This window comes from Gimesia benthica (genome assembly GCF_009720525.1).
GTDB classification, from domain to species: Bacteria; Planctomycetota; Planctomycetia; order Planctomycetales; family Planctomycetaceae; genus Gimesia; species Gimesia benthica.
Genome location: NZ_CP043930.1, coordinates 1,799,856 through 1,822,699, shown reverse-complemented (window position 1 = coordinate 1,822,699; position 22,844 = coordinate 1,799,856). Strand labels below are relative to the sequence as shown.

16 protein-coding genes and 2 pseudogenes are annotated in these 22,844 nt (G+C 49.3%); 7 read left to right on the top strand and 11 right to left on the bottom strand.

What is annotated here, in order from left to right; all coding sequences use genetic code 11:
• Positions 1-11 precede the first annotated feature (11 nt).
• The 4 genes and pseudogenes from F1728_RS06940 to F1728_RS06930 form a co-directional block, all read right to left on the bottom strand.
• Entirely contained in the window at positions 12-752 is a 741-nt protein-coding gene (locus tag F1728_RS06940; RefSeq protein WP_155363494.1) for a hypothetical protein, read from the bottom strand.
• Between the two features lie 40 nt (positions 753-792).
• Complete coding sequence (locus F1728_RS31560) at positions 793-1,245, bottom strand: hypothetical protein (RefSeq protein ID WP_228030805.1); 453 nt, start codon at positions 1,243-1,245, stop codon at positions 793-795.
• Between the two features lie 123 nt (positions 1,246-1,368).
• Positions 1,369-1,892: pseudogene (locus tag F1728_RS31555) on the bottom strand (AAA family ATPase); the annotation flags it as partial.
• Between the two features lie 58 nt (positions 1,893-1,950).
• Positions 1,951-2,610, bottom strand: a complete 660-nt coding sequence (locus tag F1728_RS06930; protein WP_228030536.1) for a hypothetical protein — start codon at positions 2,608-2,610, stop codon at positions 1,951-1,953.
• 370 nt (positions 2,611-2,980) lie between these two features.
• Here F1728_RS06930 and F1728_RS06925 point away from each other — a divergent pair, with 370 nt between their 5' ends.
• The 3 genes from F1728_RS06925 to F1728_RS06915 are packed head-to-tail and all read left to right on the top strand — an operon-like array spanning position 2,981 to position 6,004.
• Positions 2,981-3,688 (top strand): methyltransferase domain-containing protein, encoded by a 708-nt coding sequence (locus F1728_RS06925; RefSeq protein ID WP_155363492.1) that lies wholly within the window; start codon positions 2,981-2,983, stop codon positions 3,686-3,688.
• The gene (locus F1728_RS06920) at positions 3,685-4,848 is read left to right on the top strand and encodes an NAD(P)/FAD-dependent oxidoreductase (RefSeq protein WP_155363491.1); all 1,164 of its coding nucleotides are present in this window, start codon (positions 3,685-3,687) and stop codon (positions 4,846-4,848) included. Before F1728_RS06925 ends, F1728_RS06920 begins: the two co-directional genes overlap by 4 nt.
• Positions 4,849-4,879: 31 nt before the next feature.
• A complete protein-coding gene (locus F1728_RS06915; protein WP_155363490.1) occupies positions 4,880-6,004 on the top strand; it encodes a type III polyketide synthase in 1,125 nt (374 codons plus the stop codon).
• Here the strand turns inward: F1728_RS06915 and F1728_RS06910 are convergent.
• The 4 genes from F1728_RS06910 to F1728_RS06895 all read right to left on the bottom strand — a co-directional run bounded on the left by F1728_RS06910 (position 5,976) and on the right by F1728_RS06895 (position 10,738).
• Entirely contained in the window at positions 5,976-8,237 is a 2,262-nt protein-coding gene (locus F1728_RS06910; protein WP_155363489.1) for an efflux RND transporter permease subunit, read from the bottom strand. The genes F1728_RS06915 and F1728_RS06910 overlap by 29 nt on opposite strands.
• Before the next feature lie 61 nt (positions 8,238-8,298).
• Positions 8,299-9,066: an NnrU family protein gene (locus tag F1728_RS06905; protein ID WP_155363488.1), complete on the bottom strand. Its 768-nt coding sequence runs from the start codon at positions 9,064-9,066 to the stop codon at positions 8,299-8,301.
• Between the two features lie 27 nt (positions 9,067-9,093).
• Positions 9,094-9,969 (bottom strand): SAM-dependent methyltransferase, encoded by an 876-nt coding sequence (locus F1728_RS06900; protein ID WP_155363487.1) that lies wholly within the window; start codon positions 9,967-9,969, stop codon positions 9,094-9,096.
• A gap of 52 nt (positions 9,970-10,021) precedes the next feature.
• Entirely contained in the window at positions 10,022-10,738 is a 717-nt protein-coding gene (locus F1728_RS06895) for a YceI family protein (protein WP_155363486.1), read from the bottom strand.
• Positions 10,739-10,994: 256 nt separating this feature from the next.
• On the opposite strand from F1728_RS06895, the gene F1728_RS06890 reads away from it, so the two are divergent.
• Both F1728_RS06890 and F1728_RS06885 read left to right on the top strand, forming a co-directional pair.
• Positions 10,995-11,366, top strand: a complete 372-nt coding sequence (locus tag F1728_RS06890; RefSeq protein WP_228030535.1) for a BlaI/MecI/CopY family transcriptional regulator — start codon at positions 10,995-10,997, stop codon at positions 11,364-11,366.
• A 620-nt stretch (positions 11,367-11,986) separates the two neighbouring features.
• A complete protein-coding gene (locus F1728_RS06885) occupies positions 11,987-12,925 on the top strand; it encodes a carbonic anhydrase (RefSeq protein WP_155363485.1) in 939 nt (312 codons plus the stop codon).
• 904 nt (positions 12,926-13,829) lie between these two features.
• On the opposite strand, the gene F1728_RS06880 is transcribed toward F1728_RS06885, so the two are convergent.
• Complete coding sequence (locus F1728_RS06880) at positions 13,830-15,101, bottom strand: OprO/OprP family phosphate-selective porin (protein ID WP_155363484.1); 1,272 nt, start codon at positions 15,099-15,101, stop codon at positions 13,830-13,832.
• A gap of 712 nt (positions 15,102-15,813) precedes the next feature.
• Between F1728_RS06880 and F1728_RS06875 the strand changes: the two genes are divergently transcribed.
• Both F1728_RS06875 and F1728_RS06870 read left to right on the top strand, forming a co-directional pair.
• The gene (locus F1728_RS06875; protein WP_145038236.1) at positions 15,814-17,172 is read left to right on the top strand and encodes a two-component system sensor histidine kinase NtrB; all 1,359 of its coding nucleotides are present in this window, start codon (positions 15,814-15,816) and stop codon (positions 17,170-17,172) included.
• Positions 17,169-18,530, top strand: coding sequence for a sigma-54-dependent transcriptional regulator (locus F1728_RS06870; protein WP_155363483.1), 1,362 nt, complete (start codon positions 17,169-17,171; stop codon positions 18,528-18,530). Before F1728_RS06875 ends, F1728_RS06870 begins: the two co-directional genes overlap by 4 nt.
• A gap of 66 nt (positions 18,531-18,596) precedes the next feature.
• Here F1728_RS06870 and F1728_RS06865 read toward each other — a convergent pair.
• Positions 18,597-19,828: pseudogene (locus tag F1728_RS06865) on the bottom strand (DUF1501 domain-containing protein).
• Positions 19,829-20,098: 270 nt separating this feature from the next.
• A complete protein-coding gene (locus F1728_RS06860; protein ID WP_228030534.1) occupies positions 20,099-22,837 on the bottom strand; it encodes a PSD1 and planctomycete cytochrome C domain-containing protein in 2,739 nt (912 codons plus the stop codon).
• Positions 22,838-22,844 lie beyond the last annotated feature (7 nt).

Here is a 22,844-nt window from a genome sequence, read left to right as displayed (position 1 = left end):
ATTATTCCCTCTCATACTGGATCAGAGGACGAAGTGTTATCAAACCGCTGAAGTGTCAATCTGACAGAGGAGCGTGTTAATGGAGTGAACTGGTCCGCGCCAATAAACTCGCGTGATTGATCCGCGTGAAGTAATACAACATCACCCGGATTAAGCTTGAACAGTGAATGTAGAACATCTACATCTACCTGAGGAGACCATACCCAGCCCGCTGCGACAGCGATCCCCTTTTGTTCACAGAAAAAAGATCCTTCAATTGAGGGCAGGGGAGCACCCCGAATAATGGTCCGTTGCTGACTGTCGACCGCGTATTGCAATGGTTTCAAACGGATCTGGGAATCGCAATCAACGAGTTTTTTTAAATTGACAAGCGTTGTCAGCAATACGTTCGCCTTCAGATTCTGTTGACTGCGCACCAGCTCAAACGAGATACGGTCGTCTGTCTTTCCAGCCAGGGCGGGAGCCTGCAGTTGTACGGTTAACCATTCCGGAAGTGGCAGCCATTCCGTGTCTGGCAGATAGCCCAGGGGGACATGGCGACCGGCGGGAATGAGTTGCGCGTCTTTTTGCAGATCAAAAAGTTCACTGTCGGGAATTGATCGCAGTGTTCGTGTGAGATTCTCATCCAGCATTGAACCACGGAGCCAGATTTCCTGGTCCAGGGTGCTAGCCTGAATCTGTTTCTCCAGGCGGAGTGAGCTCAGCGATTTCGATTGCTCTGCAGGGAGGCGCAGTACCCACTGTGTTGTCATTGATCTGTCCGGAATGAACTATTTTGATCGAATCGCCGACTTAATCTGAGAGCGAATGCAGTCGTTCACGCAGTTTATCGATTTTTTCAGTAAGAAACGTTTTCTGTTGATCCGATTCTACCCACTGACAACGCGACGCAAGTAGGGTAACCTGATCCTGTAACTGAGCTCGTTCGATCTCTGTGAGACTTTCGTCATCACAGCGTTGTTCCAGTTGCTCGATATCACGAACCAGTAATTCGGGGTCGGGAACGTCTGTGGAACGTGAACGGGGATGTCCTGACTGTTTTTCCGTTTCATCTGCCTTCTCAAGGGCATCATTTACCAGCGAGGCCAGGATTTCAATCTGCTCTTCCGTGTGCCAGATGGAACGGAGAATCCAGAAATCAGTACGGTTAACTTTGAGTCTTCCGGACAGAATCGCACTGGCAGCCAGCAGACGCTGCAGTTTAACAGCGCGGCGGTCCGAGACATCAATTCCTGCTTTTCGCATGCGATGAATCAACGCGACATAATCAGACTGGACCTGACTGAAGTCTGCCTGCGCGAGGGTGTTTTGCAAGCTGCGAATCTCATCAATAGACATGGTGCCCTGTGTCTGTTCACGCTTTACGTCCATTTTCCAGCCAGCCGTCAATACCTGTGACAACTGATCAGGTTCGACATTATCACAACGCACACGGACCAGAAAGCGGTCAAACAACGCGCCCAGTGCACTATCCTCGGGCAGGTGATTACTGGCTCCGACTACCATCAGGGTCGGCAGTGCCCTCGTCTCACGTCCCCTTCGGAAGATACGTTCATTGAGTACCATCAACAGGCTGTTCAGAATTGCGCTATTGGCATTGAGCAGCTCATCCAGGAATACAAAAGTGGCCTCCGGCAACATCCCCTCAGTATTCGTGATCAGTTCACCTTCACGGAGTTTGCGAATATCAAAAGGTCCGAAAATCTCGTTGGGTTCGGTAAATCGAGTGAGGAGATAGTCAAAGATATTGCCTTCAATCCGTCGAGACAAATCCTGCACCAGCGCACTTTTGGCAGTTCCGGGGGGCCCAGCAAAAAGAGGTTCTCACGTGCTACCAGGCAGATGCCGAGCAGATCAATGATTTCATCCTTACCCACAAATGTCTGTTTCATGGGTGATAGAATCGTATCTTTCAGCTTTTGGCTGAGTGCCAACTCTTCAGACTGCGGCTCAATTGTCTGGTCCATCTTGCTGTTTTATTTCATGTTGGATGTGATTGTGGATATTGGGCGCAAGTTCAGAATACATTCCCCAGGATGCCTCGACAAGTGTTCTCACGCGAGGATCAGCCAGGCGTGAGACATCGTTTCTTGCCAGGATGCGGTCGCAATAAAGGCGGAGCAGTCCGGGACAATCTACGAAACCCTCAATCGGGAACGGTACAGAAATCTCTTTAATGCCGACAGACGATAAAGGCCAGCGGTTCGCCCAGTCATTCAGATGTTTCAGTAGCGGGTCATTTTCCATCATTGATTTTGAAAGGCGAAACAGATCAGGCAGGAATCGGAATACCAGATCGACTGCATAATGTGACTCAGGCGTATCAGGGAAATATTGTATCTCTTTTAATTCTTCATCGAGTTGCTGAGGGGGCGCATTGCGCATAACGACAAATTGACAGGCACGATAAAACAAAACTGCGGCTCGTTCAGCCAGAGGGATATCGAGGGAGGGGATCTCTCGAGGTAATTCCAGTCGATATAGCTTCTCAAAATTGCTGATGACTTCTCTCGCATCCAGGAGTTCCTCTTCCTGAAGTGGTTCGATTTCTGGAACCAGAACATGTCCATCATCAAACAGTGATTCGAGAAATGTCGGAAAGGAAGACATAGGAGAAGATCTGCCTGTCGTCAGGATGCGATATCAGTATATCGGATTGAAAATGTAAGATTCATCTTAAAATAGACAATGCAGAGATGGATGTATAGTGAGAAGTTCGAGGAATCATTTACGAACCGAATCAGACACATTACTCGCTCTGAATTGTGATATTTGAACTTTACTGATACCGATTCCACTCTGATTTTCTATAATAAGTGGACACTAGATAAACCAATCAGGATCAGACTTATCTTGACAGAACAACAAGGTTTAACGAAGATCCACCTCAATGAAATACTATTGAAATAGTAGTATTATGATATTCGTGAAGACTCACACGGAACCGCGATTGTAAGCGCGTCAGAAATTCAGAGGGATTATGAATTTACAGATTCGGCAACGCGAGCCGGAATTGATGGATCAGCCGGGACTCAGTGATGCTGAGCATGGTAGTGCACTTACTGGCTTGAGTCGCGTGAACTGGTTCAGCCGCAGTAGTTCCATCTTCTGGGGGCCTCTGTCAAAGCTGGCTCAGACGATTGATCAGAGACCTGTGAAGATCCTGGATATTGCCAGTGGAGGGGGCGATGTCAGTATCGATCTGGCGATGCGCGCCCGGCAGACGGGACTGGATATCGAAATCTCCGGATGTGACATCAGTGAATATGCCGTCAGACACGCGACCGAAAGGGCTCAACAGAAAGGGTTGGAGAAGATTCATTTTTTCCAGAGTGATATTTTCCAGGAACCGGCAGAACGTAGATACGATCTTGTGATGTGTTCGCTATTTCTGCATCATCTCGATGAACCCCAGGCGGTACAACTGATGCAATGGATGTCAGAATCAACCAGGCATTTATTGCTGATAAATGATCTGCGCAGGACCCGACTGGGGTACTGGCTGGCCTGGTGTGGCTGCCGTTTATTAACGCGTTCGCCAATTGTACACACTGATGGTCCTATTTCCGTCGCAGCGGCCTTTTCAATTGACGAGACAGAACAGTTGGCCCGACAGGCGGGCTTAAACCAGGTTCAAATATCCCGACACTGGCCTCAAAGATTTCTGCTGGAGTGGAGTCGGGTATGACTGCTCTTAAGTCAATTAGTATCGCGGATGCGAGCAGGCAAGAGTGGGATATACTTGTCATTGGTGCCGGACCTGCGGGTACTGTAGCGGCTCATCAGGCAGCCAGGGCAGGATTCAAAACACTTCTCATCGAAAAAAAAGTGTTTCCACGTTACAAAGTCTGTGGCGGTTGTCTCAATCAGAGAGCTGTGAATGCGTTACAGGAAGCAGGTTTGGCAGTAGCCCTCGATGAACTCGATGCCGTTCCCTTAGATCAGTTTGAAATGCGTTACAAGGGACGGGCATTAAAGATTCCCCTGCCCGGAGGAATGGCAGTCTCCCGTTCTGCATTGGACCTTCAACTGGTTCGAATGGCTCAGCAGTCAGGAGTCAATTTTCTTGCTGAGACGAAGGCACTGGTATGTAACGAAGCAATTTCTGGTTTCACTCGCAAAATTGATCTATTTCAGCAGGGAGCATTATGTGGAGTGGCACGAGCGCGAGTTGTATTAGCAGCAGATGGTCTTGGTCATCCCAGCCTGAAACATTGTGGAGAGTTTGAAAGTAAGATTTCTCAAGATTCTCGAATTGGTGCAGGAGTCATCTTGCCCGGTGATCAAATCTCAGATTATCCTGCGGGCACGATTCATATGGCAATCCACAGGCACGGCTATGTGGGGTTGGCACGTGTCGAGTCGAATCAACTGAACGTGGCTTCTGCCATCGATCGTGAATTTATTAAACAGCAGCAGAGTCCAACTGCCGCAGTGATGAGCATCATGGAAGAATCAGGGTATCCTGTTCCTCCGGTGATGAGAAGTATGAATCTGAAAGGGACGATCCCATTGACCAGAAAAACGGTGCGGCCTGCCTCCCATCGGCTGTTACTGGTGGGGGATGCAGCCGGATATCTTGAGCCATTTACCGGAGAAGGAATGTCAAATGCGATATCGGAAGGGGTTGCTGCTGTACGTATCGCGTTGAACGGATTGCAGGACTGGGATCAATCTCTCGAACAGCAGTGGTTGCACACGCATCAGACTTTAACAGAGGGACGCTCACACTGGTGCCGCTATCTGTCTCAGCTTTTACGCTCTCCAACAGCAATCAACGTTGGACTGCGGTTGTTTCGCTGGTTTCCCAATGTGGCCCGGCCCATCGTTGCCAGCTTAAATCATTAAATCGCAATTGTAGCGAGATCGAGTATTACAGATGAGTTTTGAAATTCTTGGAATCGGAACAGTCAATCCAGTGCATTCAATCGAGCAGATTGAAGCCGCCACACATGCGGAGGCACTCAGCTGTTCGGCGGAATCAACAGAACAGCAGAGGCGGTTACTGCCAGTTCTGTATCGAAGAGCCGGTGTTAAAACACGACACAGTGTCGTGCTGGAGAGCAGCACCAATGGTGAGATGGCACGACAGAGTTTCTATCCTCCCGCAGAATCAGAGTCTGATCAGGGGCCAACGACATCACAGCGGATGCAGGCATATGAATCGAATGCAGCATCTCTTGCCGTTTCGGCAGTGGAAGCAGCGTTGCAGGCTAGTCAGGTAGCCCCTGGTGAGATTACCCAACTGATCACAGTTTCGTGCAGTGGATTCAGCGCTCCCGGTTTTGATATTGCGCTAGTTAGAGAACTGGGTCTGACAGCAGATGTGGCCCGTACACACGTCGGATTTATGGGCTGTCATGGTGCCTTAAACGGGTTGCGGATTGCCAAGGCATTTACAGACAATGATCCCCAGGCAAGAGTTCTGGTCTGTGCGGTTGAATTGTGCAGCCTGCATCAGCAGTACGGCTGGTGTCCGGATAAAATTGTAGCGAATGCGTTGTTTGCGGATGGTGCTGCGGCCGTTGTGGGAAAGCAGGCTTCTGGAGAGGTTGTTGATCATTGGCAGCTGATCGCATCCGGATCAACGATCGTACCGGACTCCGAAGAGATGATGAGCTGGCGCATCGGCAACAATGGTTTTGAGATGACACTCTCCCCCCGCATCCCGGATCTGATCCATCAAAATCTGCGTCCCTGGCTCAAGCAATGGCTACTGCAACAGGGAATGAACATTGAAGATGTCGGTAGTTGGGCGATTCATCCTGGCGGCCCTCGCATTCTGAGTGCGGTCGCGGAAACAGTTGGTTTTGAGGAATCTCTGCTCAGTCCTTCCCGAGAAGTTCTGGCACGTTATGGAAACATGTCTTCTCCAACGGTGTTGTTTATTCTCAAGAAACTAAAGGCAGAACAGGCACGCTTACCTTGTGTCATGCTGGGCTTTGGTCCTGGGCTGACTATTGAAGCCGCTTTGATTAATGATTGTGATCTGTCTCAGGTTTAAGCTCAAAGCATCGTCCCAGAGGGCTTAAAAGCAGAGCAGGCAGGACGATCAGATCGCCCAGCAGGGCCATCATTAACAGTCCCGCCATCATCCAGGCAAACCGGGATGTAGGTACAAAACTGCTCAGAGCAAACACAAGCAGGCCGAGGCCGCAAATCAGTGATGTCTGAATCATCGCCTTTCCGCAATGTCGATAAGCATAGAGTACTGATTCCCGGGACGAATGCCCCGCATCCAAATGGCGGCGGAAGAAGGTCAGATAGTGCAGGGTATCATCGACGGCGATACCGAGTGCCACACTGGCTGTCATTACAGATCCGATATCGACAGCGACGGACAGCCAGCCCAGAAGTCCAAAGATCATCAACGGTGGAAACACGTTGGAGACCATGGAAACTAAGCCCGCTGAAAGCCCGCCTTGAACGATTGTCATGACAACCGCAATGATCAAAAAGGCAAACAGAAAGCTTTTAAACAGATCCTGCATTAACTGCCGTTGAATTTCGTGGACCAGAGGCATGATTCCCGTCTGTTGTGTTGTTACGCCTGCAGGAACCGTCTCAAATTTATTCATCAGAGCTGATTCTACATGTGTCCCGATCTGCTCCAGGCACGCATTATAGTCCACATCGTTGAGTGCGCTGACATACGCGGTAATTCGAAACAGATGCTTGCCGTCGATTTCTTTCAGATATCCTGCATTCATAAACTGAGGTTTGAAACGTGTCAGTGCTTCATTGAGCTGGTATTGAAATAATTCGTCCGAAAGATTCTCTGGGCGAGGAAATCGGGGGGCAAATGACATGGTCGAAATCGTACGATTTACCATGCTGGTCTTACGCAGGCTGCGTTCGATATCCCAGACCATCAGTAACTGTTCACGAAGCGTAAGGTCCACATCAGGTGAGCAGGTCAAAACCACTTCGATCGGGACGAGTGAGCCGACATGATCTTCCAGCCAGCCGTAATCATTCAGTATTTTGCTGTTTTCGGAAAACAGTGTTTCGATGCGTACGGATGCAGAGATTCGAGAAATTCCCAGACCGGCTCCCAGCATCGTGAGTAGAGCCAGACAGACAATCACGGTATGGTTTCTTTTTAAAATTGTTGTCAGAAAGTACCAGATGTCGTGTCGATCTTCCTCGAAGTCTTCAGTTTCATTTGTCGATTTTAAACGCTGTTTGAGAGGCCAGACAGTGAAGACTCCCGGAATCAGGCTTAGCAGCAGTCCTGTGGTAATCAGCACACCGCAGGCGGCGTAACCGCCGAACAGTCGAATCGGTGTCAGTCCACTGACGAGCAGAGAAGCCAGTCCAATTGCAGTCGTTCCTGCAGAAAGCAGACAGGGCAGCCAGCCAACCTGAAAAGCGTACGCAGCAGGACTGGCAATCTGCGGGTCTTTGACTGCATCAAAGTAATAGTTGACCAGATGAATTCCACCCGCGACTGCGAGTACCTGAATCAGCGGTGGCAGCACGATCAACAGGGCCGTGATACTTTCTCCACTGTAATGAATCAATGCCAGTGTAATACCCTGGGCCAGAAGCGACAGACCAAAGACGAGCAGTGCCGCGCGGAGTGAACGCAGGCAGATCCAGCAGATTAACAGGACCATCAAGGTTGAGGGGAGGACGAACCTGTCCATGGAATCTTTGCTGGCCAGGTCTATTTCCAGTCCATCTATAATGGGACCTGCCAGATAGCATTCTTTCTCTGAAACCTGACATTGTGTTTCCAGTGCAGATCGGATTTCGCTCACCAGCTTTCTTCGTTTGAGCAGGCCGGCTGGCGTGAAACTCACAAGAATACAGGTTGTTTCATGGTCTTTTCCGATGAAAGTCCCATCCAGTCGATGGTGGACTTCCCGGTCATTCAGACGCATGGCAGGAGAACTTAGAGAGAGATAAAACTCTCTGCCGGAGATCACGCGTTCAAAATACCATTGTCCAGAATCATCCTTAAAAACGGCATCTGTGCGCAGCGCGGAAACAAACTGGTCCAGATCCGGATTGTCCAGCTTACAATCTTTCCAGCTGACGATTACGGTATCTGCATTGCCGAACTGTTCCCGGAAACGATCATAGTCTGCCCGGGCAGGGAAAGTTCCATCGACCCAGTCCAGTGGTGAGTTGACTTTGGTCTGAAGTGCCTGAAAAGCCCCGTAGCCGACGAAAGGCAGTAGAATCAGCAGGTAGATCACCAGTAACCAGAATCGTTTACGATGAATCAACATGACGCTGATACTTTAAGAATGGGAGAATGAGAAGCAGAGGAGTCGAAGAAAATTCGATAGCTCAGGTTGTCTGGAGGGGAGTTTTTTCAAGTGATTTTACAGGTGTAACTTTCGTCTTTCGCTTTCCCAGGGGACCAAAAAAGATGAAGGGATAACCGGGAACTCTGGATTGATAGTCCCGATAGGGTTTTCCAATATAAAAACTGAGACGTTCATCTTTCAGATAACTTCCCACGAATATATAAGCCGTCCAGATTCCTGTCAGAACCGCGCGATCCAGTGTCATTAAAGGTGTGAACCAGAGTAAGCCCATGAAGCTCAGGTAAACCGGATGCCGCAGGCAGCAGTAGAGACTCCGTGGTTGAAAATCCCTTCGGGGGAGTGGCTGTTTTCTCAGCCAGTACCACCATTGAGTGAGACCGGTCTGATAGCCCAGACCAGTCAGGTTGAGACTGTAGAGCAGCGTAAGCCACGATCCATAAAAGCCGGCTGTCATCAGCCAGCCTCCCCAACCTGACAGATTCCAGATTTCTACGGGGCTGCTGCGCCAACAGAATGCTGTTAACAGAATTCCCACACAGGTTTGCACGCAGAACAGACTACCATAGAACTGCGAAGGAATCCTGCGCGTGATAGCAGTGCGTATGCCGGGGTAAAGCAACAGACTGTGTCCGACCGCGAACTGGATTGCCAGAAGTGCATCAATTCCCAGAGACCCAATTGCGTGGTGACTGAAGTCTTCTTTCAGAAACCAGAACAGGTACCAGACTGTGATCAGGAACAGCAACTGTGTTGCGATCCCGAATACAATACCAACGAAACGTCGCATCCTTGCTTCCTCGAGGTCGTTATTTGATTATTTCATTTCTGGTTTGCTGGCAATGAAGCATCCATACTGCATTGCACCGGTCTCGTATGCCTTGAGAATGGTTTCGAATCGATCCAGAAACATAACTGTATTTTGATCGATGAGTTTCGCCAGCCAGCGAACTTTTGTTTTTTTGACTCTTTGATGACAGATTTCCCAGGTCTGGCTGACGCGATTGGTCCAGTTGTGGAAATCATGAAATTCCAGACCAGACTGTTCCATCCAGGATTGATAATCAGCGGCGGTCCCCAGTGAAGGGCAGAAGAAACCTTCACAGACGTCGTAGACGTTTTGTTTTGCATCATCGGTATCAAGTTGATCGCCGGCCAGCCAGGCACAGATAATCATTCGTCCTCCAGGCCTAAGCCAGGAAGCTGCTTTCTGGAAAAAGGCTGGTTTATCAAACAAGTGTTCTGTGCACTCGATGCTCCAGATGACATCAAAAGATTCCGCTGGAAATTCTGCTGTCTCAGCATCCTGGCAGAGGAAGCGGGTGCGACTGGACTGTCCACGAAAAAACGCTTCCAGGCTGGCCCAACGTCTTTGAACAGGGCTGAGTGTGATCCCCGTGACATTACACTTAAATGCCTGAGACAGAAACATGGATGAGCCGCCCATGCCACAACCGACATCAAGCAGGTCCTGACCATCCTGAATCTGTATCAGTTCAGCCATCGTTTCCGTCAACTGTTGTTGTGCCTTGGCAGGTGCGCGATATCTGTCTTGAAGATTCTCCGAATTCGCAAGTTCTTCATCCCATAGTCCGTGATGAATATGGCGTCCCCAGAGCAGACGATAGAACAATGTTGACAAGTTGTAGTGACTGCGAATCACTTCCTTCTCTACCGTGGGGCAACTAATCATTCTGTCTTACCGTATTAACTGTGTTGTCGCGAAAGAAAAATAAGAATCAATGTTATCTGGCCACGTCAATTTCACCATATATTTTTAATTGATCTGTGACTCCGACTGCCCCAAAAGCCTTACTGAAGGGAGTGATTCCATAGTGCGACTGTAAAATGGAGAAGTTGCCTCTCAGGTGATAAGAGTCTTTTTTCTCTGTCACTTCTGCGACAATGTTCATTTTTCGTGCCACTCCGTGCAATGTGAACTTACCGCTTAGCTGGTAGAGCGGTTTGCCGGAACTTGATTTCTGTTGCAGCGGAAGTGCCGAATTGACTTCGAATGTGGCTGTCGGATATTTCTGCACATGAAGCACTGCACTCCCTAGCATATTGGCATTCACATCTTTCTGGGTCGATGCAGATGTGGTACCGCTTAAGCCGATATATTGCCTTGCTTGAGCAGTATCTGCCCGCCAGGTTGTCATATCGAAAATAATTTCACCCGCATTGCTGCGGACTCCGAGGTTCAAGGAACCCGATTTAATTTTACCTTCCACAGCATGCTCATGTCCAAAACCGGTTTTTCCCACATATGTGTAAACGCGGCTGGAAGAGGTATCGATACTACCTGTTGGAAGCGGGGACTGCGAAACTGAGTTTCGTGACAGGTGGTGGATTACCCCTGTCAGGACTTCTCCCTGAGAACTGCGAACGGAAATGATCCAGATCAGGCAAGTGCTCAAGCAGATGGAAATCAACCACTTCTGTTTTTTATCGAGAATTGTCATCAGTCAATCCTTGTCTGTGAACTTATGTCAGTAGTGCAGAGAGGCGGATGTCTTACCAAAGCCTCCAATTTGCGGCGAAAAGTAACAACTATTGTTATAGTAGTAAAGGTCGGTTTGGAAAATTCATAAACACCCTTGCTGAAATTCTCTGATTTATGTTTGGGTGGGGGGCCGGAAGACTGGTTTTAACTGAGGTTTAGAGTCGTTAAACTCTGTTCAGAAAATAAACTGACTTTCTTCTGTATTGGGTTTATCTGTGAAAGACTATCGGCTGACGCCTTATGAACTGGAACTGATGGATGTGATCTGGGACCTCGGAGAGGCCAGCGTCCAGGATGTTTGTGATGCATTACCACGGAATCTGGCCTATACAACCGTGATGACGACCCTCAGTCTTCTGGTGCAAAAAAAGAAAGTCTTGAAAAGAGTCAAAAACGGCCGTGCTTACATCTATCAACCCGTGGTTTCGCGAGAAGAAGTCTCGCGGTCGATGCTCGGCCAGATCAAGCAGGTGTTGCTGAAAGACTCGCTGCCGAGCCTCATGTTAAATCTTCTGGAAGAAGAGAAGATTTCAGAAGACGATATCAATGCTCTCAAAGAGGCAATCAGGAAACTGGAAAATCAGTAGCCTGCCCCCTGCTGATGATATCTCATCAACAGGTTGATCAATCTGACTCCCTGACTTAACAGGAGTGGGGCTACACAGGGAGAGAAAAATAATCCGTCTCTGTGACAGCCAGGCCGGGCGTACTATCTACGGCTTTTCTCTCGCTATCTCATTCATTCCACCAATTCACTCTTAAATGGTTAAACGGACAACCTGGATATCGCATGACCTGGCAATGATGTCGGTTCTTGAAAATATATGCACGATATTGCGTCTGAACTGCAAAGAGTTGCATGGAATCGTTGTCTCATACTGCTCAACTCCGAACTCTTTGGCTGGAAGAATCGCGATCAGCAAAATGAATTTGTAGGTTTTTATTGCTGATATTTCAGGCTCTCACTGAATCTTTCAATCTTCAGTGAAAGAATTTTTGCTGCGCCGGTATGCCTCTTGCAAGTAGAGGCAGTTAATGTCAGATCAAGCAGACTGACATACTTTCGATTTAAAATTTCGGTATCAAATACAAATAGATAGATCTGAATCGGGTAGTCTCTCGATGGTGTGCCCTGACCATCTGGGAGTGTTTGTAAACAGGGCATGTGTAAGGCGAAGCAGCTACCCGTTTTCAGGAGATTAATAAAATGGATTACACATCATTGTCAAATACATGTCAGTGCGTCAAAGAATCACTGAACCATGGAAATATGGAATTTGTGGAAACACTGCGCTGCGAGCAACAGTTGATGGAGGAAGCTTTGAGCAGGGGTAACACTCCTGCCACTACAAGCCCTGTAGAATTCAAACAGAGTTATATCGAGCAGCTTGGGGCTTTGGGTGAAATTCCACCACAAACTCCTCGTGCTGCTGTATTAGCCTGCTCTGATGCTCGAGTGCCCGTTCTGGATATTTTTAATCAACGTCCTAATGAGGTTTATGAAATCCAGTTAGCAGGAAATGTGGCTTCTGCGGAATGTCTGGGGAGTCTGGCACACGCAGTTGAAAATCTACCGACGCTTGAGGGAGTTGTTGTGCTGGGACACACTGGTTGCGATGCAGTATCTGTAGCCGTAGATCAGTTTCTTTCTCCGCGACCGGAAATTACTGCAGCAGACAGTTCAATCCGATCCCTAGTTAATTCCGTAATGCCTTCCATCGAAATTGCTGCATCAGCTCTGGGAAAGAAGACGCGATTCCTTTCTGGAAGTGTGCCCCGCTTCACGCTTGACCGAAATAAGCTGATCAAAACCGTCGTGTTTGTGAATGCTGCGGCGATGGCCTGGAAAATTCAGGAATTTGTCAACAGGCTGCAACGTGTTGTCCCGGTCTGGTATGGCATCTACGATCTGGCATCCTGTCGTATTCTGCATGTGGACCTGGAACGTCGCGATGGCTCCCTGCTGTTCGGACTGGGAAATGCTCCCGGTGTGATTGACCTCGACGATGTCGCCAGCAGTATGGCTCAGTATCTCTCAAAAATGGATAACTTTGATGCTGCCAGATTCTCGACAAAATCACTCGGGCCGCAGGAAAAATCTACCTGGGATACCCTTTCGATGAGGGAGCGAACTGCAAAAACATAAAACGATGTGATGTTAGAATACGGCTGAAAAACTTCACCAATGAATGAGTGGACTGTAAGCCGGACGACTCTCCATTTCGTTCATTTATGCCTCATCCACTCATTCATTAAAACCATGTTGTTGTAAAGACCATTGAGTAAATAAGAAGAATCAGTGACTGATTCTGGTTCGATTATGTTTCTACTTGCGGAGTAAAACAGTTGGAAGATTATGGTCGTCGAAAAACTGTTTTGTTTCGCAAGATAAGAGGAGTCGTGTTCCGTCGTGCTGGTTCCTGAATTAATCAGTTGCGCATTACCAATGCCCACGCAAGTGGGGGGGTCAGTCTTGTTCCTCGACTGGATATTTCGTAGTTTGCCGGTCACCTTCATGTGCTTACTTTGGCGGGTAGCTAGCATGATGGGTGGCTGGCGACTACGTGCTTAATCCGGGAGTCTGAACTTCGCGGCGGACACGTTCCTGTTATCTCAAAAAAGCAGCCCTGTAGATTAATTGCAGGGCTGCTTTTTCTATTTATGCAGATGTTTTTGAATTCTGTCCTGAGAACAGATAATAATGCCCAGACCTTGTCCACTCTTTTTTTTAATCAGACCGAGAGGAAGGGGCTTCCCCAGTACCGTGAATTCAATACGACAGCTAGAAATACGCTTACATTTACCAGTGGATCGTTCTCGGGATGCAGTGTTAGTCCAGGGCATTAGCTTGTGAGCAAGCGAAATCATTGTGTTCGAAGAATTAATCGCTCATGAGCCTCAGACATCATAGGCAGAATTTGTTCAAGCGATATGAATCGGTAAAAGAGCTGGTTCATAATAAACCAGCTTGAGAAGAAATGCTCTGTGTGAGTGAACCAGGTCTTAGTTATTCAGGCTATGGTTGTGATACTTTGGACAACCAGGAATAATCAGAAATCAACCTGTGCACGAAGAGCAAAGATATCTGCATTCGAATTATTCACGACAGGTCCGTAAACGGCTGGACTGCTGTGAAGGAATGAATGAATATAGTTAAATTGAAATTTTGTGAACTGATTCAGATACCAGTTCAGGCCAAATGTTAAATCGGTCATTCGACCACCCTGGATTGATTTGTCATTCAAGTCAATATACGACCAGCGTCCTGCAATTTCCCACGCGCCACAGCCTCCATCGCGATTGAAGGGATCGAGTGGTTTGACGCGTCCAAAAACACCCCCCTTGCGATTATAGGCCCGGGTTTCTCCGGTCAGGAAATAGCCGAAATGAGCGTACGCTCCAGAAAAAGTGTCGACCTCGCCATTTCTCTGTTGCACGATGGAATACAGGACTTCTGATTGTGCATAAAATGACCCGATTGCATATGCGAGTTCAGCATCGAACAGGTGATAGTCTTGTGCTGAAATCAACCCCGTGTCTACAAAGGGAGGCATGGCACTCGGAACTCCAACCGGAACATTGGATCCGCCAGCCTCTGTCACGAAGACTTCGGGCTGGTTGCGGTATTGAATCAGGTTGTTGGCTGGGTTGGCGTAACTGTAGTCTGCCCCGATATGAACCAGCCCGTTTCCATCCCCATTATCAACGAGAAGATGAGTCAGTCGAGTGGCGAGTCCATAACCGCCGCTGTCACCGATATTCCCACCATAAGGGCCCGTGGGATAACGGAATCCTGAAATGGCGTAGGTTGACCGTTCGTCTTCTGTATTTCCGAAGTACATGGCACCAATCTGTCGGAATGGGAGAAAAGCGAAGGGGAGTGCACGTTCCAGGAATGTCAGCTCTTTTACACTGGTTAATGCATCCATACCTATCGGTTGACGGTATTGTCCGACGCGTACCGTATTTCCCCCCAGGACGTCTCGCACTTCCAGCCAGACGTCCATGAATGAAGGGCGACCGGGAAAAGCAAAGTCCATTTCGAGCATGTAGCCTATATTTTCCCAGGCATCCCCAGTCGCAGCCAGACGGGCACGACGAAAATCAGCTCCGTTTTGAACATCTCCCACAGCCTGAATGTTCTTACTGTCCTGGCTGAACCAGACAGCATCTGCCTGGAAGAAGCCAGTGAGTCTGACTGTCGGGAAATCCTGAGAAGTATTTGAGTCTCCGAACATGTAGGGAGGCAGATCAGAATCGTATTCATCTGGGGCCTCCATCATGGGATCGATTGCGGGCGGGGCGATATTCTGAACTGTCATGATCTGCTGCGACTTTAACTCATCGATCTGTCGCTGAAGATCTTGAAGCTGAGATGTGAGGTTTTCGTTTGTCTCGTGTACCTCAGGCAACTTGGCTTGAGTAGGGGAGACACAAAAAACAAACAGGCCAGCTATCGCGACGATCCTTTTTGAGAGGCAATGGAAGATGTGCGAAGGTTGTTTGACCGCGATTTTTAGCGCGGGAGAAGAGGATTCTGTCCCTGAATTGTGATTCCTGATCATGGCTGAGATTCCAATAAGGGCCATTCGATGTGGTGGATAATTTACCGCCCGGCATCAATCAGGACGGTTCACTATCTGATTTGGATTGCGATTTGCATTCCATTGATTTTAAAGACGGCAGGATATGTAAACTTTTCCTTTTTTATTGGTTTCCCCCTGATAGCGGCTGATTTTTTCCTGCAAAATATCGATTCTGCAGTTTTTTGATTAAAGACATGCTGCAATGTCCTGCAGGGGGTCTGCAATAAGCTGCACATGAATGGACGGGTTAAGACGAGGGATGAATTTAATTGAGAAATATCATAAACTGAATATAATGCCTTGCGAGCAAAATGATTGCGTTAAATCCATCGAGCAGCAAATGCTTCTGCCTTCCCTCCTCGGTGCACCTATGAGTATGACCTGTCTTGTTTCAGTCCATTCCGGATGCTTTAGTCTGGATATTTAGCCGGGGGCCGGAGTTCAACGGATGTTTCATGTTTACGAAACGCGTGTCAGCCGTGGTTTTCAACTGGCAATCGGGGGGCTGGCTTTACTGAGCCTTACCGGCCTGGTGGTGACGCTGTGGATTCTGGTTGATTTCCATCACGAGCAGGAAATCGTTGCCAAAATCATTCGTCACCTGCCCGACAGCGATCTGGCAGTTGCCCGGGAGCTGGCGGGGGAACTGCGATTTCAGTCGCAATTATCGATTCTGTTGTTTCTCAACATTATTGTGACCGCGATTGCTCTAGTCCTGCTGGTGCGAGCTTATCTCAACAGTGAGCGATCTCTCCGTGAAGTCAAAGTGATGGCCAGCGACGTTCTGGCAAGTATGGATCAGGGCGTACTGACGACGGACCGAGATGAGATCATCACAAGTATCAATCCCCGCGGTCGTGAATTATTGAGCCTGGAAGAACCTGTCATTGGTCGCCCACTCTCTGATGTGGGAGTCGAACATACGCTGTTATGCGTGATCTGCAGTCACGTGAATGCCCATCATTCGCCCGTGCGGGACTGTGATTATACGATCAATCGTGATGGTCATGAACAGACTCTCAGGGCGGGTTGTAGTCTGTTGCGGAATGAACGCCAGGAAGAGCTAGGTACTGTGCTCCACGTTCGTGACGTGACGGAACGCGCTTTAATGGAACAACGCTTACGTCGCATGGAGCGTTATGCAGGTCTGGGTTCTCTCGCAACCGGGCTGCAGCATGAAATCAAAAATCCACTGAGTGCACTATCACTCCATGTGCAACTTCTTGAAGAGGCTCTGGAGTCTCAGAATCGATCTGACGAAATCGATGAAATGCTGGAAGTCATTCAAACCGAAGTCAAGCGACTGACTTCAGTACTCGAAGGGTTTCGTGATTATGCTTCGATGTCAGAACCAGGACGATCCCGTGTTGATTTAACCGCATTAATCAATAAACTGGTCCGCTTCATCAGACCACAGGCTGAGCAGCAGAAAGTGAAAGTAGAGGTGAAGCTGCCGCAGGAAAAGCCTCCAGAAATCATGGCTGATTCCGTTCACATCGATCAGGTACTTTTGAATCTGGCACTCAATGCTATACAGGCGATGCCGGGAGGCGGGGTACTGACCATCGGTCTGAATCAGGAGGGGGACTGGTTGCGAATCAGCATTACCGATACCGGGAAAGGAATCCCTGCCGAACTGCGAGAGCGAATTTTTGACCCTTACTTCACGACGCGGCACGAAGGGACCGGCATGGGACTTGCACTATGCGAGAAGATTGTACGACAACACGATGGAACAATCGATTTCAACACGGGTCCGAGTGGTACCTCGTTCTCAGTTTTATTGCCAGCAAGTGGGACAGCATGAATACAGACGGTTTCGGAATTTTAATCATTGATGATGAGCCCAACATTCGCTCCGGGCTTGCCAAGGGGTTGGCGAAAGAGGCGGATGTTCTGGAGACAGCCCAGGATGCTGAGGAAGGGCTCGCTAAATTTCGTGAGGGGACTTATCAACTGGTCATCGCCGACGTGCGCTTACCGGGTGAAATGGATGGGCTGGAACTGATTGAACAGATCCTCCGCAGCAGCCCCCAGACAACAACCATCGTGATCACCGCCCATGGGACCGTGGAGACGGCAGTCAAATCGATGCGGCTGGGGGCATTTGATTTTATTACCAAACCGCTGGATCTCGATTTGATTCGACATCAGGTCCGTAAGGCCCGCGAACACTATCGGCTGCAGATTGAAAACCGTGAATTGCGTAATCGTCTGGTTAACGCTGGAGAAGTTTCCAATATTATTGGTAACTGTGCGGCCATGCATGATGTATTCCAGCAGATTCGCCAGGTGGCCGCCACTGATGCTACGATTCTAATTCAGGGAGAAAGTGGTACTGGAAAAGAGTTGATTGCCAGGGCCGTCCATGATTTGAGTAATCGGAGTAGTGGCCCATTCGTGGCTGTCAATCTGGGAGCAATGCCGGAAACGCTATTGGAGAGTGAACTCTTCGGTCATGAAAAAGGATCTTTCAGTGGAGCGACGCGACAGAAGCCCGGATGTTTTGAACAGGCACAGGGCGGTTCCCTGTTCCTGGATGAAGTGACAGAAATGCCTGCCAAAAGTCAGGTCGATCTGCTCCGCGTGCTGGAAACTCAACAATATATGAGAGTAGGTGGTGAAGAGGTTCTCACCAGTGATGCCCGCATTATTTCAGCCACGAACAAAGCTGTCGAGCCATTGATCGAAGATGGGACCTTCCGTGAGGATCTGTTTTATCGCCTGAATGTCATTCCCATTCATATCCCCGCACTGCGTGAGCGTCGCGATGATATTCCTTTGTTGATTGAACATTTTCTAACACATTTCTGCCAGCGGCATAATCGACCGCTAAAGACTGTTTCACCAGAGGCCATGCGCATATTCGTGACTGCTCGCTGGCCCGGAAACGTGCGTCAGTTGCGGAACGTCATCGAAAGATTGGTAGTCACGCTGCCGGCAGATTTGATTGAAGCTCCAGATCTGCCAGTGGAACTGAGTCCGACTCCTGCCTCTGATTCCGCGCACGTGAAAACACTGGCAGAGGTGACTGAGGATGCTGAAAAAGAAGCGATCACGACAGCACTCGCAGCCTGCGATTATCATCGTGAAAAGACGGCCAAGCTGCTGGGGGTCAGTGTGCGTACGCTGCACTACAAAATGAGTCGTTACGGCCTGCATTAAAAACGCGTTTATCAACTATCTTGTTTGAGCTGGATCCCCGTTGGCGGGGCCAGCCTCTGTCAGGTTTCAGGCCAGAATTTCAGTGACTACTCGGGGTTCGTTGCCGACACCAGTCAGGCGTTCTTTGAGTCCATTGCGTTCGATGAAAAGCTCTTCGTGATTCAGACCAAGCAGGTGCAGCATCGTGGCGTGCCAGTCGGGAACACTGACCCGGTTTTCCACGGCGGCGAATCCCAGTTCATCGGTTTCACCTAGAACCAGTCCCCGTTTCACACCGCCGCCTGCCATCCAGGTGCAGAGCGCGTTTTTATTATGATCGCGGCCTGATTTGCGTGCATCTTTATCGGGGGACAATTGAGCTATGGGGAGCCGGCCCATTTCTCCCCCCACATCACCAGGGTCTCATCCAGGAGTCCGCGCTGCTTGAGATCCTGCAGAAGTGCTGCAACGGGTTTATCTGTTCTCTGACAGGCTGATTTCAAGCTGGAGGCGATCGCATTATGTGAGTCCCAGATCTGGCTATTAATGAATAGCTGAATAAAACGAACGCCACGCTCGATAAGCCGACGTGCAATCAGGCAGCGACGCCCGTAAGATTCCGTAACCGGTTGATCAATCCCATACATTCTCTGTGTCTCAGCCGTTTCCTGGGAAAGATCAAGTGCGTCGGAGGCGGCAATCTGCATGCGGGCTGCCAGGGCATAGGTTGAAAGTCGTGCTTCAAGTTGATGCTGGTGCTGGTGTCGACGCTGATGAATCTGGTCCAGACGTGAAATCAGATTCCGTTCTAATTCTGAAACTGCCGATGGGCGCTCAAATTCCGGTTTCAGATTCAAGACAGGTGAACCGGTTGCACGAAAACGGGTTCCCTGGTGTTGTGCAGGCAGGAAACCCGCCTGCCAGTTTTCGATACCGTTGACGGGCAGTCCCAGTGGATCATCCAGTACAACATAAGCGGGCAGGTTATGGTTCTCGCTACCCAGTCCATAGGAGACCCAGGCACCCAGGGCGGGGTGACCAGTGAATTCGCTGCCTGACTGAATTTTATAAAGTGCTGGTTCATGAGTCAGATTAGTCGTATACATCGAACGAATCATCGTGATTTCATCGACCTGTTTCGCCAGGTGAGGCATGACATCAGAGACCCACATTCCCGATTCACCGTGCTGGGCGAATTGGAATGGACTCTTCATTAATGCTCCCGCACGTTCCGGAAATTCGACCTCGCCTGCGATCTGTTTGAAGTGTTCTTTGCCGTGCAGTTTGTCGAGCATCGGTTTGGGGTCAAACAGGTCCATCTGGCTGGGACCGCCGTTCATAAACAGATGAATGACAGATTTGGCCCGGGGCCTGTGGTGAGGACCGGATAAAAATTGATGTTTTTTCGTTTCAGGAGCTGTAGACTCGGCATACAGGTCCTGCTGCAGGAGCCAGGTTAATGCAGCACCCTGGAGTCCCGTTCCGACTTGCTCGAAAAAACTGCGTCTGCTTACATGATTTTCGCTCAGATGTTCCTGTTTCATGTCTGACATTCGTTCTCTGGAATATTCAGTTTGGGGTTTTCTGATTCAATCGATGTATTGGAATTCAGCCAGATTGAATATCGCGTGACAGTAACTGCTTAATGCTTTTTGAACGCTGGTTGAGGATGTCTGCTTATCTTTCAGTTGAGTATTCCACTTCTCTTCCAGCAACTGAAGCGTTTCCAGGCCTACTCTGGTTTCTTCAGGATCTGGTTCACGGCCCAGTGCTCTCAGGTAGATCTGCTGGATCTGTTGCTCCCAGTCGTCACCAACAGTGTTTTGGATATTTCCAGCTAAGTAGACCGCTAGCTGGTGGATCATCTCGTTATTCATGAGATGCAACGCCTGAGGAGCCACCAGCGATTCTCCACGCTGAATACAGTTAGGTCCCATTTGAGGGAAATCAAAGTTTTCCAGTAGGGTCGGGATTTTGGTGCGACGCTGTAAAACGTAGATACTTCTGCGCCATCCAGCTTTACCCCGCCGGGATGTCACCAGACCATCGGCGCGAGCCTCAACCGGATCTGCCGGCCCGAACGGGGTTTCGTCCAATTGACCGCAGATTAACAAAAGAGAATCACGGAGAACCTCCGCTTCCATTCGTTTGAGTGGCATTCGGGACAGGAGGCTTCCCGTAGGGTCGAGTCGGGCTGCTTCGTCAGAAATGTCAGAAGACTGTCGATAAGTACTGGAGGTGACCATGAGCTTGTGGATGGCCTTTATACTCCAGTTCTGGCGAATGAATTCGGTTGCCAGCCAGTCAAGGAGTTTCGGGTGTGTCGGGCGCTCTCCTGCACGGCCAAAGTTTCCAGGTGTATTGACGATACCCCGTCCAAAATGATGTAACCAGATTCGATTGACCATCACCCGTGCTGTCAGTGGGTGATCGGATTGAGTCAGCCAGCGGGCGAAGAGCAGCCGACGACCGACTGGCTTTCCATTAGCGGATACTTGATCAAATTTAATTGATTCATCCACACTGGTTAAGACAGCAGGCACACCTGGTTCGACCGGACGACCCGGTGTGAGATAGTTTCCTCGTTTATAGATATAGGTGGGCGATGGGGACTCTCGGGACCAGAGGGCGCGAATCCGAGGGGCTGGCCAGTGTTGGTCTTTCAGGGCGGCGATCTGTTTTTTGACTTCTGTACTTTTTTGTTGATAGTCTGGTTTAGTCGGATCCAACTGGGTAAGTTTTTTTTGTAGTAGCCCCTGTTGTCGAGACAGCTGACGTTCGTGTTCCTGATATTTCTGATGTTCTTCCTGGCTGACATGAGACAGGGTACGAGGGCCCTGTGATTTTAACCAGTCATGTTCGTCATAGGCCGCCTTGAAAATGGCTGTCAGTCGGTAATAGTCGCTTTGCGGAATCGGGTCAAACTTATGCGAGTGGCAGCGGGCGCATTTGATGGTCAACCCCATGACGGCTGAACCCAGGATCTGAATTTCATCTGAGATGACTTCAAGTCGATCCGGTACGAAATTGGTAATGTTGGCGAAGGTTCTGTCGGGAGCTGTTCGTAAAAAACCAGTGGCTACCAGGCAATCATAGACTTCGGGTGTGATATTTCCGGACTGGTAATCGACAAGTTCATCACCGGCAATCTGTTCCTGCAGGAATCGTGAATAGGGTTTATCCTCATTCAATGCGCGGATCACGTAGTCACGATAGCGATACATGTGAGGACGCAGCTTGTCTTCATTTTGCGCCCCTTCCGAATCTGCATAACCGACGACGTCCAGCCAGTGTCTGGCCCAGCGCTCACCATAACGGGGGGATGCCAGCAAGCGGTCAACCAGGTTTTCATAGGACTGGGGATCTTCATCGTTTAAAAACTTGTCGATTTCTTCCGGAGTGGGTGGCAGACCTGTTAAATCAATCGACAGACGACGGATCAGCGTACGTTTGTCTGCTGGAGGAGCTAATGTAAGCCCTTCGTCTTCGAGTTTGTTGATAATGAATGCATCAATGGGATTCTGCACTCGGTGCTGCTGTTTCACGTGAGGAGGTTCAACTCGAACTGGAGGCTGAAAAGACCAGAATTGGCGATCCTCTTCACTGACGAGAGTCTCTGATTCCGTCATCTCAAAATCATTAACTTCGGGGAGCCCCAGCTGAATCCACTGGGAGAGTCGTTCCAGCTCATTCGCCTCTATCGGTTTGACACTGACTGAGACCAGTTTACGCCTGGGAGGCATCTCGGCAGCTTTAATCCGTTGAATCAGCAGGCTCGCTTCTGGATTACCTGAAACGACTACCGGGCCGGATTTCCCACCCTGCATAATGGACTGCCTGGTCCTCAGGTCCAGACCCGCCTCCTGGCGGCGGCCTCCATGGCAGGCAACACAGCGGAGATGGAGCAGAGGGATGATATCATGTTGTGTTACCGCTGGTATGGTTTTGACGGATTCCCTGAAATGGGCACCTGTCTGAATCCATGCGCGGATTGTCTCGCGCTCTGTTGCGCTGAGATGGTCTTTTTCGTCTGGAGGCATTTCATCAGCCTCGATCATCTGGAATAACAGGCTTTCATCAACAGCGCCTCCTTGCAGGATACGTCCAGATTCGCTGCCTTTAAGAATTCCCCGGGGAGTGCTGAGATCCAGTCCCGCTTTTTTTTCGCTGGGACCATGACAGCGCACGCATTTATTATTCAGAATGGTACGAATACGGTTTTCGTAGAGGATCAGGGAATCAGGTTCTGCTGCATGGGAGAGACTGGGAGCACGAACCAGAAACAGCAACATCAATCCTGTTGAGATGGCTGTTAGTCGAGAGGGCATGCAGGAT